The sequence below is a fragment of the Shewanella sp. 1180_01 genome (assembly GCF_052850535.1).
Map to the genome: position 1 here is coordinate 52,069 of NZ_VXCT01000025.1, position 16,622 is coordinate 68,690.

At 46.3% G+C, this 16,622-nt stretch carries 13 protein-coding genes; 3 read left to right on the forward strand and 10 right to left on the reverse strand.

The annotated features are described in order from the left end of the window. Nucleotides 1–18: 18 nt before the first annotated feature. Genes FW758_RS14020 through FW758_RS14035 form a run of 4 tightly spaced genes read right to left on the reverse strand, consistent with a single transcriptional unit; the run spans nucleotide 19 to nucleotide 2,805 of the window. Nucleotides 19–534 carry a pilus assembly protein PilP gene (locus FW758_RS14020; protein WP_107946265.1) on the reverse strand — a complete coding sequence of 172 codons (516 nt, stop codon included), beginning with the start codon at nucleotides 532–534 and terminating at the stop codon, nucleotides 19–21. Continuing rightward, nucleotides 534–1,157, reverse strand: a complete 624-nt coding sequence (locus tag FW758_RS14025) for a type 4a pilus biogenesis protein PilO (protein WP_446445706.1) — start codon at nucleotides 1,155–1,157, stop codon at nucleotides 534–536. The genes FW758_RS14020 and FW758_RS14025 overlap by 1 nt, the downstream gene beginning before the upstream one ends. Beyond that, on the reverse strand, nucleotides 1,154–1,738 hold the full coding sequence (locus FW758_RS14030; RefSeq protein WP_107946263.1) for a PilN domain-containing protein: 585 nt from the start codon (nucleotides 1,736–1,738) through the stop codon (nucleotides 1,154–1,156). Before FW758_RS14030 ends, FW758_RS14025 begins: the two co-directional genes overlap by 4 nt. Next, nucleotides 1,726–2,805 carry a pilus assembly protein PilM gene (locus FW758_RS14035; RefSeq protein WP_259579315.1) on the reverse strand — a complete coding sequence of 360 codons (1,080 nt, stop codon included), beginning with the start codon at nucleotides 2,803–2,805 and terminating at the stop codon, nucleotides 1,726–1,728. Before FW758_RS14035 ends, FW758_RS14030 begins: the two co-directional genes overlap by 13 nt. A 188-nt stretch (nucleotides 2,806–2,993) precedes the next feature. On the opposite strand from FW758_RS14035, the gene FW758_RS14040 reads away from it, so the two are divergent. Beyond that, complete coding sequence (locus tag FW758_RS14040; RefSeq protein WP_446445707.1) at nucleotides 2,994–5,528, forward strand: penicillin-binding protein 1A; 2,535 nt, start codon at nucleotides 2,994–2,996, stop codon at nucleotides 5,526–5,528. A 100-nt stretch (nucleotides 5,529–5,628) separates the two neighbouring features. Here the strand turns inward: FW758_RS14040 and argH are convergent, their stop codons facing one another. From argH to argC, 5 genes are all read right to left on the reverse strand, one after another. Then, a complete protein-coding gene (argH, locus tag FW758_RS14045) occupies nucleotides 5,629–6,996 on the reverse strand; it encodes an argininosuccinate lyase (RefSeq protein ID WP_446445708.1) in 1,368 nt (455 codons plus the stop codon). 109 nt (nucleotides 6,997–7,105) lie between these two features. Beyond that, complete coding sequence (locus tag FW758_RS14050) at nucleotides 7,106–8,344, reverse strand: argininosuccinate synthase (protein ID WP_006083550.1); 1,239 nt, start codon at nucleotides 8,342–8,344, stop codon at nucleotides 7,106–7,108. Nucleotides 8,345–8,404: 60 nt separating this feature from the next. Further along, entirely contained in the window at nucleotides 8,405–9,310 is a 906-nt protein-coding gene (locus FW758_RS14055) for an ornithine carbamoyltransferase (RefSeq protein WP_006083551.1), read from the reverse strand. 12 nt (nucleotides 9,311–9,322) lie between these two features. Then, on the reverse strand, nucleotides 9,323–10,105 hold the full coding sequence (argB, locus tag FW758_RS14060; RefSeq protein WP_011848138.1) for an acetylglutamate kinase: 783 nt from the start codon (nucleotides 10,103–10,105) through the stop codon (nucleotides 9,323–9,325). Nucleotides 10,106–10,136: 31 nt separating this feature from the next. Then, on the reverse strand, nucleotides 10,137–11,114 hold the full coding sequence (argC, locus tag FW758_RS14065) for an N-acetyl-gamma-glutamyl-phosphate reductase (RefSeq protein WP_446445709.1): 978 nt from the start codon (nucleotides 11,112–11,114) through the stop codon (nucleotides 10,137–10,139). Between the two features lie 624 nt (nucleotides 11,115–11,738). On the opposite strand from argC, the gene ppc reads away from it, so the two are divergent. Both ppc and FW758_RS14075 read left to right on the forward strand, forming a co-directional pair. After that, on the forward strand, nucleotides 11,739–14,408 hold the full coding sequence (gene ppc, locus FW758_RS14070; RefSeq protein WP_259563713.1) for a phosphoenolpyruvate carboxylase: 2,670 nt from the start codon (nucleotides 11,739–11,741) through the stop codon (nucleotides 14,406–14,408). Next, nucleotides 14,408–14,953, forward strand: coding sequence for a DUF1439 domain-containing protein (locus FW758_RS14075; protein WP_006083555.1), 546 nt, complete (start codon nucleotides 14,408–14,410; stop codon nucleotides 14,951–14,953). Before ppc ends, FW758_RS14075 begins: the two co-directional genes overlap by 1 nt. Before the next feature lie 143 nt (nucleotides 14,954–15,096). Here FW758_RS14075 and FW758_RS14080 read toward each other — a convergent pair whose 3' ends face one another. Next, a complete protein-coding gene (locus FW758_RS14080) occupies nucleotides 15,097–16,371 on the reverse strand; it encodes a CinA family nicotinamide mononucleotide deamidase-related protein (RefSeq protein WP_446445710.1) in 1,275 nt (424 codons plus the stop codon). Between the last annotated feature and the right edge of the window lie 251 nt (nucleotides 16,372–16,622).

A 16,622-nucleotide genomic window follows, 5' to 3' on the forward strand; every position in this document is an offset into this window, starting at 1 on the left:
TTCCTCATCCTTCGCTCGTTATTCTCCAGAAAGTTCTAAATTGCTTGTCCTTTCGGACCAACAACCAGAACCATCTGGAATTAATTCTACTACTTCGACATTTTGTGAAGTAACTTTAGAAATGCGTCCATTAAACAGACCTAAATACTCACCAGCTCCCATCCGATACACACTACCATCATTTGTCTCGACTAACGCCCAAGTCGTATCAGCTTCACTTAAGGTGCCGCGCATTTTTAAATTATCTAAAGGATAAGTTTCTAACCGCCCTTTTCGACGCTTTAAATCCGGTTGTAAACAATCCTTACTGGTATCAACAACCTCTTCCGTTAATTCACGTGAAGGAGGTACAAAGGGACTACGCATTAACTCGGCCTGATAGGCAAAGTGCTCAAATCTCGGCGGTTCTTTTAAAGGTGGAATATGAGCAACGTGTTGTGCTTTGGTTGTAGTAACAAATAGCTCTAAATCACTGCGATCGCCAACACAACCCGTTAAAAAAAGACACATAGCTATCAGAGGTAAGAATTTCATTATTTCTTCCCCTTCTTAGCAGGCTTTTCAGGCGGTAATTCAGCCCCCTCTTTAAAACGATAGGTCTTGGCTAAAATTTCCATAGCTAAGTTGCCAGCATCATCGCGCTTAATGGTAAAATCATGAAGGCTGACAATACGTGGCAGTTTTGCTACGCCACTCACCATATTACCTAGCTGATGATAATCGCCCGTCACGGACATTTTGATGGGAAACTCAATATAGAAATCCCGCTGAATTTCAGGCTCCCAATCTAAGCTCTTTATGCGAAGTCCTGCATCGGTCGCTACGAAGGTTAAATCGTCTAGCAAACCAGGCATTTCATTCTCAGAGGGTAGCATCTTCAGTAACTCGGCGAATTGCACTTCCATCGTTGCTAGCTGCTCACGATAGAGTTTTAAATTTGCGGCAAGTTGATACTTATTCTTAAAGTCATCTCTGAGTTGTAATTCCCTATCTTGCTCTGCGGTATAAGTATCAACCGAATCTGAAACGACTAAGAAATAACCCGCAGCAAAAACACAAAGTGCTAATAGGACCGCGAAAAAGGTTTTAACTTGGTTTGGCCAGCCACCAATATTTTCAAAGTCGATATCATTAAACTGACTTAGATCGAGTTTCATTTACTCGCTCCTTTTGTCATTTTCTCAGGCTCACCTACATTCGCGCCTTTAATCGTGACTCTTAAACTGAATCGCTGTAATTGCCGTAATTCTTCATTTTGGGTCACGATCGATTGCATATTCGGATCGGTTAGCCATTCAGAGGTTTTTACCTTACGCATCATATTAGCAACGTTATTATTTGATTCGCTACGCCCTTCTATCAGTAACAAACTGCCCTTTTTCTCTAAGCTAGAAAGGTATATTCCAGGGGGCACGATTCGCACTAGCTCATCTAACACATGAGTAGGTAAATTACGGGATTGTTGTAAATTCAGAATAATTTCGGTGCGACGCTCAATGTCTTTCTTACGCTCGGTAATTTTCTTAATCTCAGAAATTTGTGTTTCGAGCAGGCTAATTTCCGATTGCAAATAACTATTACGCGCTTTCTGCTCATCAGTCATAACGTCCAATAGAGATACTGCCACATAGACTAAGACCGCTGACGCTAAAAATACCGCAGCTAAAATACCAATATAATCGCGCTTTTGTTTTTCTCTCGCCTCTTCACGCCAAGGGAGTAGGTTTATGTTCGCCATTGACCGTAACTCCTCAATGCTAAGCCACAAGCAACCATATATTTGCTGATTGACGGTTGCAGCACACTTTTAATCGACTCGTCGGCGTGCAAACATCCTTGAAAAGGATCGGCAATAATAGTGTGAACCCCTAATTCATTAGTCAGTAAGTTAGCCATACCTTCTAATTTAGATGTCCCTCCACACAATACGAGATAGTCGACTTTTTCTTTACCGCTCGAAGTACAATAGATTTGTAGCGTACGTTTTATTTGTTGTAATAGCTGAGTTTGGAAAGGTGACAAGACTTCAAACATATAATTTCGTGGTAGGTCGCCTTCAACTTTTGCTTTCTCAGCTTGATCGTAGGACATGCCATAGAAAGATAATATTGACTGAGTAAATTGCTCACCACCAAAGGCTTGCTCGCGAATAAAAGTCGTCTCACCCGCTTCAACCACAGAGAAAGTGGTCATATTCGCGCCGATATCGATCATAGCGACGGCCTTATGCTTCGCCCCTTCGGGTAGTTGTGCCAGAATCAATTCGGCGGCGCGACCTAAAGCATAACCCTCGACATCAACAACTTTTGCCTCCAGCTCTACGCTATCGAGCGCATCGACTCTGACATCAATATTGTCAGTACGGCACGCGCTCAACAACACATCCACTTTAGTAGGATCAGTACTATTTACGCTGAGGGTTTCAAAATCTATGCTGACTTCATCAAGTGAGTATGGAATAAGGTTGTCGGCTTCAATTTCTATCTGCGCCTCCATTTCTTCCTCGCTCAGCGAGGCATCCATGTAGATCACTTTTGTCATCACAGCAGAGCCTGAAACACACACCGCCGCATATCTAACCGATTTAGGTAAATTGCGTTTTATTTGCCTAAGGCATTCGACAACGGCATCAGCATCACGAATATCATGATCGTTAACGGCTCCCTTTTTAATGGGTACCGCCGCATGACTCAATATCTTGTATCCATCAGCAGTCTTGCTCAACAAAATGGCCTTAACTTCATGGGAACCGATATCGATTCCCACCATCTGCGGAGCCTGACGCTTCCATAAATTTGAAAGCATAATCCGTGGTCACTTTTTATTTATATTTCAGTAAAAGAGATTAGCACAAAATCAACTTGTTATACTTACTTGTATAGAATGTTTCATAATTTTACAAACGCTATTTTAGGCTTCTCACGTTTTTACTTCACCAAGAGGTGTGCGCCTTATATACTGTCGCACTTAACGGAACATTAGGATAAATTTTGGTGAAGTGGTTAAAACGTATTGTTATAGCACTATTCAGTCTAGCCCTTTTGGGAGTAGGCGCCATTGTGGCAGCATACTTTTATGTTTTGCCGGATTTGCCGGATGTTTCAACACTAAAAAATGTGCAACTTCAAACACCTTTACGCATTTACAGCAGTGACGGCAAACTTATTTCACAATTTGGTGAGAAACGTCGCATTCCATTGAAGTTAGACGAAGTACCAAAACCCCTACTTCAGGCGTTTATCGCAACTGAAGATGCGCGTTTTTACGAGCATGGCGGTATAGATCCCGTTGGCGTACTTCGCGCAGCATTAGTCATGCTAACCACAGGAGAGAAGAAGCAAGGTGCGAGTACCATTACCATGCAGGTCGCACGTAACTTCTTCTTAACCCGCGACAAAACGATTATTCGTAAAGTGAAGGAGATCTTTATCTCCTATCACATTGAAGAATTACTTACCAAAGATGAGATCTTAGAACTCTATGTAAACCGCATTTACTTAGGCCAACGCGCCTATGGTGTTGGTGCCGCTGCACAAGTTTATTTCGGTAAAGATGTTAAAGACCTTACACTCTCAGAAATGAGTATGATCGCAGGCTTACCTAAAGCGCCTTCAACACTCAACCCTGTGACCTCACCTTCTCGTGCCGTCGCTCGCCGTAATGTCGTCCTCATGCGGATGAATGAAGTGGGTTACATCAGCCAAGCTGAATACCAAGCCGCACTACAAGAGCCGCTGGTCGCTAAATACCACGGCGCCGAAATTGATCTCTATGCCCCGTATATTTCTGAAATGGCTCGGGATTATATGGTGCAAAAGTACGGCGAAGAAGAAGCCTATACCAATGGCTACAACGTCTACACGACCATTTCATCGGATATACAACTGAAAGCTCAGCAAGCATTACGTAATAACGTTTATGCCTATGATGAGCGTCATGGCTACCGTGGTCCTGCCGCCGTACTGTGGACAGACGAAAAACCAGAACAAGCTCAAATCAAGGCTGAACTTGCTAAGGTGGCTTCGATTCAAGAACTGCAACCTGCAGCCGTCATCAGCGTTGCAGATCAACAAGCCAGCGTCATGACCGCCAAGGGCGAGACTAAAGTCATTACTTGGGATGGTTTGAAGTGGGCGCGTAAATTTATTACCGATAAGCGTCAAGGCAGTGTACCTAAGTCAGCTTCTGACATGCTCAAGGTTGGTGAGCGTATTTGGATCCGTGATAACGGCCAATATTTGCAGTTATCGCAAGTACCAGAAGTTGCCAGCGCGACTGTGTCACTCGACCCACAAAATGGTGCGATTCGTTCTTTAGTCGGTGGATATAGCTTTAGCCAAAGCCAGTACAACCGTGTCACTCAAGCGAAACGCCAATTAGGTTCAAACATCAAACCTTTCATTTATGCTGGCGCATTAGAGAAAGGCTTTACCTTAGCGACTCTCATCAACAATGCACCGATCAATAAACCCGATATCAGCCAAGGCACCGCATGGCGCCCTAAAAACTCGCCTGATATCTATGGCGGCCCAACCCGTTTACGTGTGGGCTTAGCGCAATCAATCAACGTGATGTCTGTGCGTGCAATGCGCCATGTCGGACTCGATGCCACCATTGCTGAATTGATAAAATTTGGTTTCGACCCTAATGACTTACCGCGTAACGAGTCGATAGCTTTAGGTTCGTCTTCAGTAACGCCATTACAAGTGGTCACTGCATTTAACGTGTTTGCTAACGGCGGTTTCTTACTCGAACCTTTCTATATCGATCGCGTCGAAGATGCCTACGGTAATGTGATTGAAAAAGCGAATCCAACATTGGCCTGTAAGCCTAGCCAAAGTCTTAGCCAACCATTTACACCAAGCGATCCTATGGCGTTCAGTGTTAGTGGAGACTCTAGCGCTGAATCGAGTGCACCTATTGCCCAGTGTTTTGAGCAAACGGGTCGCTTTGCACCACAGATCATTTCAGAGCAAACTGCATTCCTTATCACCGAGGCGTTAAAGAGCGTGATCTGGGGTGGCGGCGATTGGAGCAAAGGCACGGGTTGGCAAGGTACAGCTTGGCGCGCGGCAAGATTGATAAAGCGTCATGATATTGCAGGTAAAACGGGTACAACTAACGAATCTCGCGATACTTGGTTCAGTGGATTTAGCCCTGTGCTCACCAGTACATTCTGGGTTGGTTTCGACGATCACGGTCGACAACTGGGCAGAACAGCATGGAACGCCAATGGCGAAAAAGATCAGATAACTGGCGCCGAAGCTGGCGCGAAAACGGCAGGTCCGGGTTGGAACGAGTTTATGAACAGTGTCTTACAAGGCACACCTGAAACCACATCGATTCCACCAGAAGGCATTGTCTCGGTACGGATCGATTTAGCAACAGGTAAACTCACGCGCAAAACCGACTATACCAGTGCGTTCGAATACTTCATCTCGGGCACTGAGCCGAAGGAATACATCAGCGAAACTCAGGATGAAAATAACATCTTCATCGATGCGCCAACTGACGACCTATTCCAATAAACAACGCATAGAAAGTCATTGCCCATACGGATAATGACCCAATAAAAAACGCGACTTAAAGTCGCGTTTTTTATTGGCTTGTTGATTTGAACAACTTGCCTTAGCGGGCTTTCTTAGCCGCGATCGCCTGCTGAATTTGCGGCAGAGCAGTCCCACCAAGCACGTCGCGTTTCGCTAAACAGGCTTCAATGGTGAGGTTGGGATAAACGTCATCTTCAATAATAGCGGCAAAGGTTTTTAACTCGACCAAGGAGAATTCCTCCAGCGGAATTTGCTTCGCTATCGCGGCAACCACCACTTCACCCACAACGTGGTGCGCCTCACGGAAAGGCATACCCTTAGAAACTAGATAATCAGCTAACTCAGTAGAGTTGGCATAACCTTGCTGCGCAGCTAACAGCGCATTAGGACGATTAACTTTCAGACCCGATAACACTAACGCCGCCATATCGAGGCAAATTGCCCAGCTATCAACTACGTCAAATAGGCCTTCTTTATCTTCCTGCATATCTTTGTTGTATGCCAAAGGCAGCGCTTTCATGGTGGTGAGAATGCCTACTAAACTGCCATAAACCCGGCCCGTTTTACCACGGATAAGCTCTAATGCATCAGGATTTTTCTTCTGTGGCATCAGGGATGAACCCGAGGTCACTTCATCACTCAGAGAGATAAAGTTGGCTTCGCCCGAGTTAAAGAAAATCAAATCTTCGGCCATACGGCTTAAATGCATCATGCTGATCGATGCCGTTGAACACAGTTCTACCACGTGATCTCTATCTGACACACTGTCTAAACTATTGAGTGTCGGCGAGGCAAAATTCAGTGCAGCAGCCAGTGCATACCGATCCATTTTATAGGCTGTGCCAGCAAGGGCGCCTGAACCTAATGGACAGGTATTAGCGCGGGTTAACGCATCGGCTAAACGGCTGATATCCCGCTCATACATTTCCACATACGCTAAACACCAGTGACCAAACGTCACAGGTTGTGCGCGTTGTAAGTGAGTGTAACCAGGCATTACCGCATCAAATTCACGTTCAGCCAACGCCAGCAATTCAGCATGTAAGCTTTGAAGGCGCGCCAGTAATGCAGCCCCTTCGGATTGACACCAAAGCTTTAAATCGGTGGCGACTTGATCGTTACGGCTCCGACCGGTGTGTAATTTCTTACCGAGATCGCCCACTTTGGCAATCAAGGCCGACTCGACGAAACTGTGAATATCTTCAGCGCCCGACGCGAGAATAATTGCTGGATCGCCATTCACTTCCACTAGCAAATCATTGAGTGCTTTTTTCAAGTCGCTGCATTCCGTGGCTGTGATAATACCCACGCTAGCAATCGCATCAGCCCAAGCGATAGAACCGACCACATCCTGTTCGAACAGGCGATAATCCACGGGTAGCGAATCGTTGAATAATTTGAATAGCGCGCTCGTTTCGCCCTGAAATCTTCCACCCCATAAAGCCATGCTAACTCCCCTTACTCACTGCTGATTTGAAATCGACTCATCTAAATCAAAAAATTTGATCAAAACCTAGAAACAAAAAAGGGCGCTAGGCGCCCTTTTAAACGACCTATTACTTAGACTTAACGTCATTAGCGTTGAGTGCGCGGATGCGGCTCGCTAATGAGTACAGGCGGATAAAGCCTTCTGCATGTTTTTGATCGTACACTTGATCTTCACCAAAGGTGGCAAACGCTTCAGAGTACAAGCTATTAGGTGAACGTTTCTTCACTGCCGTCGCTTGGCCTTTGTAGAGTTTAACCACGACTTCACCGTTAACTGACTCTGCCAGTGACTCAGATGCTGCCAACAGTGACTTGCACAGTGGCGTGAACCAACGGCCGTCATACACTAAATGCGCCATTTGTGCGGCAACTTGCTCACGCCAGTTACGGCTAGTTTTGTCGAGTACCAGCTCTTCAATCGCACGCAGCGCAGCGAACATCACAGTGCCGCCCGGTGTTTCGTAACAGCCACGAGACTTCATGCCGACTAAACGGTTTTCAGTGATGTCGATACGACCCACACCGTGTGGTGCAGCAATCGCGTTTAATGTCATCAGTGCAGCATAAGGCGTTAGGGCTTCACCATTCACTTTCGTGATACGGCCATGTTCTACTTCTAGCGACACATATTCAGGCTTGTTCGGTGCATCTTCAGGATCGGCGGTCAGAGTCCACACACCTTTGCTTGGCTCGTTCCATGGATCTTCTAACTCACCACCTTCATGGGAAATATGGAAAGCATTGGCATCACGGCTATAGATTTTAGTCGCTGACGCTGACGTCTTAATGTCACGTTCGGCTAAATAGGCCAGTAGATCTTCACGGCTCTGCATGGTCCATTCACGCCATGGTGCAATCACTTTTAAATCAGGCGCTAATGCAGCGAAACAACCTTCGAAACGCACTTGGTCGTTACCTTTACCGGTACAACCGTGGCACAGAGCATCGGCGCCCACTTTACGGGCCACTTCAACCTGTGCTTTGGCAATGATAGGACGCGCCATTGACGTACCGAGTAAATAAGTGCCTTCGTAAATCGCCCCGCTCGCAATCGTTGGGTAGATATATTCTTTAACGAATTCTTCTTTCAGGTCGACGATATGACACTCAGACGCACCCGAAGCTAAGGCTTTTTCAGTCAAGCCAACCAGCTCTTCTTCGCCTTGCCCAACGTCGGCGCAGAATGCGATGATTTCGCAATTATCGTAGTTTTCTTTTAACCAAGGAATAATGGCCGAGGTATCTAGACCACCTGAATAGGCTAAAACCACTTTTTTCACGCCAGTATTTTTTATCTCGATAGACATCTTAAATTCCTATGACTCGTTTCTCACCTAGGAGAAAACAGGCTGCTAAACAGGGTTAATTTAACTAAATAAGGTTACCAGTACCGCATTTTGGGCATGCATCCGATTTTCGGCTTGTTGCAGAATTAAGGAGCCTGCACCGTCCATCACTTCATCTGTTACTTCTACACCACGGTGGGCAGGCAAACAATGCATAAAGAAGTTAGCACCCGCTTTCGCCATCAAGGCTTTGTTTACTTGGTATGGTGCAAACTTCGCTTTGATATCCGCCAGCGGAGTGGGATCACCCATTGAAATCCAAGTATCAGTATAAATCGCATCGTGACCTTCAATCGCATCGATATCTGAAGTCAGTACCAGCTTACCGCCATATCGCTTAGCAAGCTCTTGCACTTCTGCCACTACGTAGCCATCAGGAAAGTGACCCGCTGGGCAGATCACTGTCATGGTAGCACCGAGAATAGCCGCACAGTACATCAGCGAGTTAGTGACATTATTACCATCACCAACATAAGCTAATTTGGCTTTGCTGACATCCTCAAACTGCTCGGCCAGTGTTAAAAAGTCGGCTAATGCTTGGCAAGGATGATAAAGATCCGACAAGGCATTAATCACGGGCACTGTGCCACACTCGGCTAATTGTTCTATGGTAGTGTGCGAATAGGTTCTCGCCACAATCGCATCGGCCCAGCAAGACAGGTTAGCAGCAAAGTCAGCAACCGATTCCCGTTGACCTAGCGCACCATTTTGTTGATCTAGGTATAAGCAGTGGCCACCAAGCTTATTAATACCAATATCAAAGCTAACGCGTGTTCTGAGCGAGGGCTTTTCAAATAACATCACCACACTCTTGCCATCCAGCGCATGGCGGTACTCTGCCGGATTGGCTTTGATCGTTTTTGCCAAGGCAATCAGATCGAGTAACTGCTGCTGGGTTAACTCTTTTATCGATAGTAAATGCTTCATAACCTACTCCACTTATGGTTGGATTTGTGTACCTACGGCTTCACCTTTTGCTAATGCGATTAATTGGCTTGCATCACGCCACGAGGCAACTTGAACCGCCTGCCCCATCCACTGTGCAACTTCGAGCGCAGCTTCAACTTTGACCTTCATTCCCTTTTCGATCACACCTTGTTTAACAAGGTCTGCTATCTGCTTGCCATTTAAACTGTGAATGAGCTGACCTTTACCATCGAGTACACCAGACACATCCGACAGCAGCACTAACTTGCCGCCCACTAATTTGGCTAAGGCCGTCGCAGCTTGGTCAGCATTGACGTTAAGCATTTGGCCATCGTCCATCATGGCGATAGAGCTACAAATCGGCATCCAACCTTGGGCGAGGATAAACTTAAGATAAGCGCCATCTTTTGGTGTCACTTCACCCACTAGGCCTAAACGTTCATCTTTAATCTTTGCCGATACAGTATTGCCATCGGCGAGGCTCATGCCCACACTCACAATCCCAGCTTTAGTCGCTGCGCCTTGGAGGATCTTGTTCGAAGTACCTGCAAGTGCGCCGGCAATAATCGGCATTTGCTCAGGCGGAGTCACCCGTAAACCTTCTAACTTGACGGTTTCCATGCCGTTTGCCGCTAACTGTTCATCCACTAAACAGCCGCCGCCATGCACCATCAACACTTGCTGACCATTGGCTAACATAGCCGCAGCTGTATCCATTAACCGCGCCATCCCCATTTCACATTGCAGCAGCGCGCCGCCCACTTTAAGAACTAATACTGAGTTGTTTGTAGACATCTTGACGACTCTCTTAAATAAGGATGAACAATTAAAGGTTAAAATGAATCTTTATGCATTGCAGCGCTTGGCTGGCAGCACCTTTCATCAAATTATCGATTGCACTGGCTACCACTAAGTAACCGCTATTCTCATCAAACTTCCAACCTAAGTGGCAGTTAGGTGTCAGCACCACATCGTCCACTTTCGGGAACTGATTGTGCTTCACGGTGACCAATGGCGCCTGGTCATATACGCTATAGGCCGCTGCCACATCGGCAGTCGTAGTGCCTGGTTTTAGCTGCACGGTAATAGTCGCTAAAATGCCACGCTTAAAGTTGCCAAGGTGCGGGGTAAATATTACTTCTTGACCAAGCTGAGTGGCGATCTCGGGTTGATGTCTGTGGCCTAATACGCCGTAAGGTGTCAGGCTCACTTCACAAAAACTGGTGTGTAACTGCGCCTTACGGCCCGCACCTGTTACGCCGCTCACAGCATTGATCACCGGATAAGCCGATGTCAGTAAACTCGCCAGCGGTTTTAACGCTGTAAGTGATGCGGTTGGATAACAACCTGGCACGGCGATCATCTTAGTTGCAGCGATTTCTTTAGCATTCCATTCGGCAAGTCCGTACACAGCTTTGGCTAAAACTTCAGGATATTCATGCTCAAAGCCATACCACTTAGGATATTGCGCCACATCGCTAAAACGATAAGCACCGCTTAAATCGAATACCGCTAACCCTTGGCTATAAAACCAAGCGGCTAAATGTAAGCTCACTGAATGCTCAGTCGCTAATACCACGGCATCGGCTTCGGCAACGATTGCCTTAGCGTCTTCGGACAATGGCGACAGCGTTAATGCGATATGGCTATAGCTAGGGTACAAATCCGCTAAAGGCTTACCTTTATCTAAACTGTTTTCAGAAACATACAAACCCTGAATCGTCAGATCTGCTTCTGCATGGATTAAAGCGGTCAGTTGTGCGCCTGTGTAACCACTGGCACCAATAATGGCGATATTTTTCATGTGTTGTTGTCTTATTAACCGAATCAAAGAAACTTAAAGAATAGATGAATAGCGTACACGCAACTGCGCATATCTATGATGACAAGATTATCGTCGCAGGAAATCGTAATTGGTTGTTATTTTATTCACTGTCAGGTTAATGCTCTGAATCATGATATTTACTCTACAGGTCACAGGGGGTGACTCATCTCAACTGCAGGCTAGACTACCACAAAGATCTACTTATGCAATATATGTGAATATATATTTTTAATTTATTTTTATATTTCTTACTAAAATGCAGATCTCGCCCGCCTATCATCCATTCAGCTAACTCGTTAATAACTCAGTTATCTAGGGTAAATTTGCGCCAAAATCAGTCCTTTTTATTAACAGCTAAGATACATGCCTGCAAAGCCTAAAATGATGCACTTCATATTCACTTACGCTAATCATCACAAAATATTGCGTAGCTTCGCATTTATATTGAATATTCCTCAACGATCATTGCGATTAGTTGCATATTAGATAAGCCAGTCGTATAAGTTATAAGTTCTTCTGTTGACCATTGCCCCAAGTGATAGGTATTGTGCTAACGGGCTAAATGCAATGCGGAATTTTCATGTTTTTCTATTCGGAGTAACTATGGTTGTAACCAAGGCAGACAATATGACCGATATGTATGCGTCATTAAGATCGAACGTGAGTATGTTAGGACAAATCCTCGGTGACACTATGCGCACCCACCTCGGGGACTCTTTTCTCGAGAAGGTTGAACAGATCCGTAAACTTGCTAAAGATTCACGCCGGGGCGATCAAGCCGCTAGAGAGCAAATGCTCGAGTTACTTACCGCCCTGCCAGACGAAGAATTAGTTCCGTTTGCAAAGGCATTTAATCAGTTCCTCAACTTAGCTAATTTATCTGAACAATTTCATACCATTAGCCGCAACTGTGACGAACTCGTCTGCGTGCCTGATCCCGTGGAACAACTGCTAGGCCGCATGTTAAATGGCCGTGTAGACCAAACGAAAATGCTCGACTGCCTTAAGACACTGGATATCGATCTAGTGCTGACAGCGCATCCCACAGAAATCTCCCGTCGCACCCTGATCCAAAAGTACGCCGCCATTGTCGACTGCTTAACTGAGCAAGAAAACGATCAGTTATCAGATAGAGAGCGTCAGCAAATCAGTCTGCGCCTGCGCCAATTGATCGCGCAAATTTGGCACACCAATGAGATCCGCCGTGAGCGCCCAACACCTGTTGATGAAGCCCGCTGGGGATTATCGACCATTGAAGAGTCACTTTGGCATGCGGTGCCGGACTTCTTAAGACAGCTTAACGACCAAGTGCAACAACGCACGGGTCAGCAATTACCGATTGATATCGCGCCAGTGCGTTTTTCAAGCTGGATGGGCGGCGATCGCGACGGCAACCCCTTTGTTACCGCGAAAGTCACCCAAGAGGTGCTCGATCGCAACCGCCATGCCGCCGCCAGATTATTTCTAAAAGATATAGTCCTACTGGTTGGCGAGCTGTCGATGGAAGAAGCCAATGATGAATTAAAGGCTTACACCAACAACAGCTGCGAGCCTTACCGTCAGGTGTTGCGCACAATTCGTCAAAAACTGCGCGATACCATAGATTATTTAAATGCACGCATCGAAGGCCACAATCCTGAAGTCGATAAGTCGAGCCTAATTTGGCAAGACAGCGATCTCAAAGCGCCGTTAGAAATGCTTTATAAGAGTTTAACCGACTGCGGTATGCGCTTAATAGCCAACGGGTTATTACTCGATATTCTCCGTCGCCTCGCCTGTTTTGGCATTCATATGCTCAGACTCGACATTCGCCAAGATGCCAGCCGCCACAGCGATGTGCTCGCAGAGTTAACTCGCTATCTCGGCATGGGTGATTTCAACCATTGGGATGAAACCGAGAAACAAGCTTTCCTATTACGCGAACTCAGCAACCGTCGTCCGCTGATCCCAAGTAACTGGCAACCGTCAGCCGATGTGGCCGAAGTGCTTAATACCTGTCGTTTGATCGCTAAACATCCAGCTAAGGCACTCGGATCCTATGTGATTTCGATGGCGGGTAAGCCATCGGATGTCTTAACGGTTTTACTGTTACTCAAAGAAACGGGCTGTTCGCACCCAATGCGCGTGGTGCCGCTATTTGAAACCTTAAGCGACTTAAACAACGCCGCTGCCTGTATTACCGATTTACTCGATATCGACTGGTATCGTGGTTATACCAAGGGCATGCAAGAAGTGATGATTGGCTACTCTGACTCCGCTAAAGATGCCGGCGTAATGGCGGCGGCTTGGGCTCAGTATCACGCTCAAGAGCAGTTAGTGGCGGTCTGTAAACAAGCGGGCGTCAAGCTCACACTATTCCATGGCCGCGGCGGCAGCATTGGTCGCGGGGGCGGTCCTGCACACAAAGCGATTCTATCCCAACCTCCGGGATCGGTAGATGGCCGTATTCGTGTCACTGAGCAGGGCGAAATGATCCGCTTCAAGTTTGGCTTGCCAAAACTCGCGGTTCAAAGCTTAGCCTTGTATACCTCTGCCGTATTGGAAGCAACCCTGTTACCACCGCCAGAGCCTAAACAAGAATGGCGCGATTGCATGCAACGTATCGCTGAAGAATCAGTGGGTGCTTACCGTGGCATAGTGCGTGATGAACCTGATTTTGTGGCTTATTTCCGCGCGGCAACGCCAGAAGTGGAATTAGGAAAACTGCCACTCGGCAGCCGCCCAGCTAAACGTCGTGTCGATGGTGGGATTGAAAGCCTACGGGCTATTCCATGGATTTTTGCTTGGTCACAAAACCGTTTGATGTTACCTGCATGGCTTGGCGCCGGTGAAGCGCTACAAGCCGCCTGTGAACGCGGTGAAATGGGCTTATTACAAGAGATGGAACGGGAATGGCCTTTCTTCAGCACTCGCATTTCAATGCTGGAAATGGTCTACGCCAAGGCGGAACCTAATTTAGCCCGCTACTACGAAACCTGTTTAGTACCGAAAGACTTGCATCACTTAGGCGAAACCTTGCGCCAACGCTTGGATCTGGGTATTAAAGTCGTGCTTGAACTGACAAAATCAGATAGCTTAATGGCGCATACGCCGTGGAATCGCGAGTCAGTAAAACTGCGAAATCCGTATATCGATCCATTAAACTTCTTACAAACCGAGCTATTAGCGCGGACACGTAAGGAAACAACCGAAACTCCCGCGTCTGAACATGTGCAGCTAGCGCTAATGCTGACTATTGCAGGTGTGGCAGCGGGAATGAGAAACACTGGTTAATGAAAAAACTTTCCCGCACGATTTGCTTGGGACTGACTGTACTGCTTGGCGGCTGCGTCTCGCAGTACAGTATCAGCGAGCACGAAATGGAGCAGTACCTCAGTAAAGAGATTCATTTTGAGATTAAACAAGGCAATCAATTAGTTGGCGCAGAAGTGCGCATTAACGACATCAGTGTCAGGCTAGGTGCAAAACCTGACACTATGAGCGTAAGTGCTGCAACTCAAGTATCAATTAAGAATCCAATCTTTCCATTGAGTGCCAAACTCACGACGACTTTTGAGGCCAAGCCTTGGTATGACAGCGCAACGCACAGTGTCTATCTGCGCCAGCTCGAATTAGTTAAAGTGGAGTCAACACCAAAAGATATTGAAAAAGCGATCAGCAGTGCCACACCGCAGGTGATGGGTTATCTAAGACAATTCTTAGAAAACCAGCCTGTGTATGTGCTTGATACTAAGGACAGTAACCAAGCACTAATGGCAAAAATGACCGAAAGCATTCAAGTTGCTCCTGGCAAATTAGTGCTTAAATTCACGAAATAACCGATTATTTTGTGGATCATCCGCCATAAAAAATGCTCCCTCGGGAGCATTTTTTGTTAATACGTTTAAACTGACGTAAACCAATAAATCTTAAAAATTGTATAATATTTAAGCTTGTATAATCTTCAAGCTTGTATAAAAAGTTACTTGCTGAATCGCCCAATAGACTGGTAATCGACAATCACGGCTTCAGCTAAAAGCTCACGTCTTAGCATATCGTAAGCCACCGCAGCACTTAAACTGCGCACCAGATCCCGCGAACGTCGTGGCAGTTTAATCATCTGACTATAAACACCGCCGCGAGTTGCTAAGGCAATCGCCACAGTGCCCACAGGCTTCTCGTCTGTGCCACCATCGGGTCCCGCAATACCACTGGTTGCCAGCGCATAGTCACTGTCCAATATTTGCCTTGCCCCCTTTGCCATTTCTTCTACAGTCGTAATGGAGACAGCGCCATGATCATCTAAGGTTGAAGGATTCACACCTAACACGCGTACTTTAGATTCATTACTGTAAGTCACTAATCCGTGCTGCAAGTAAGATGAACTACCAGGGAAATCAACTAACTGACTGGTGATCATGCCGCCAGTGCATGATTCTGCAACGCTTAAGGTCAAACCGGAGTTGAGTAACTTATAATGAATTTCTTCGGCAAGAGTGGCTTTATCTTCCGCGACTACCGCAGTGCCCAGCACCATTTTGATGTGCCCAGCGACCCGAGGTAATACCGCTATCGCCTTCTCGCCACGGGCAAAAATCTTAATCTCAATATGCGGCATAGAAGAACGGTAACCAATAGTAATGCCTTCTGGCAGCTCTAATGGCTCTAACTTATCCGCCAACGCCGACTCACCTTGGCCTATCGTTAATAATTTCTTTAATGCGACCTTGGAATCAAGATTAAACTCATCGCGAATAAAAGGCACAAACTGCTCTGTAACCATGTGCTTAAGCTCGAAAGGCACGCCCGGTGTAAAGAATAACCACGCGCGGTTAAGCTTAACTCTAAAGCCACAGGCGGTTCCCACAGGGTTATCAACCATCACAGCCGAGGCTGGCAGCATAGCTTGCTTGAGATTACTTAAAGGCATTTCACGGTTATTACGGGTAAACCACTCCTCTAAACGCTCACGCCATTCCACATTCTCAACCAATGGTTCGCCCTTAGCCTTCGCCATCGCTAAAGCTGACATGTCGTCACTCGTCGGCCCGAGACCACCATTAACCAAAATAACATCGGCGTGTAAGCTGCGCTCTTGGAAAACTGCAATCAAATCCTCGAGGCGATCGCCGACAGTCACTCGACGCTGGATCTCGACACCATGCTCCATCATAGTACTGGCAAACCAAGCGGCATTGGTATCAACAATCTGCCCCGCCAACACCTCTTCCCCAGTACAAATCATCTCTAACTTCATCTCAGATCCTTATCTACCCCAACAAATTAAAACATAAGGTAAGTAACCGCTTAACTAATAGCAATAGCTAGGCGCGATCTAGAACTCAGATCACTGTAGCGAAATCGGAGCATTGTCAGAATAACTGCTGAAATAAAAGCCAAGCGGCACGAATTATCAATATCGTGGAGCGTGAAAGAAGGTAATTGTAGAGAGAAAATTGAAGAGAAACTAATAAATTGAGGACAAACTAGGCTGAAATTGACAAATTC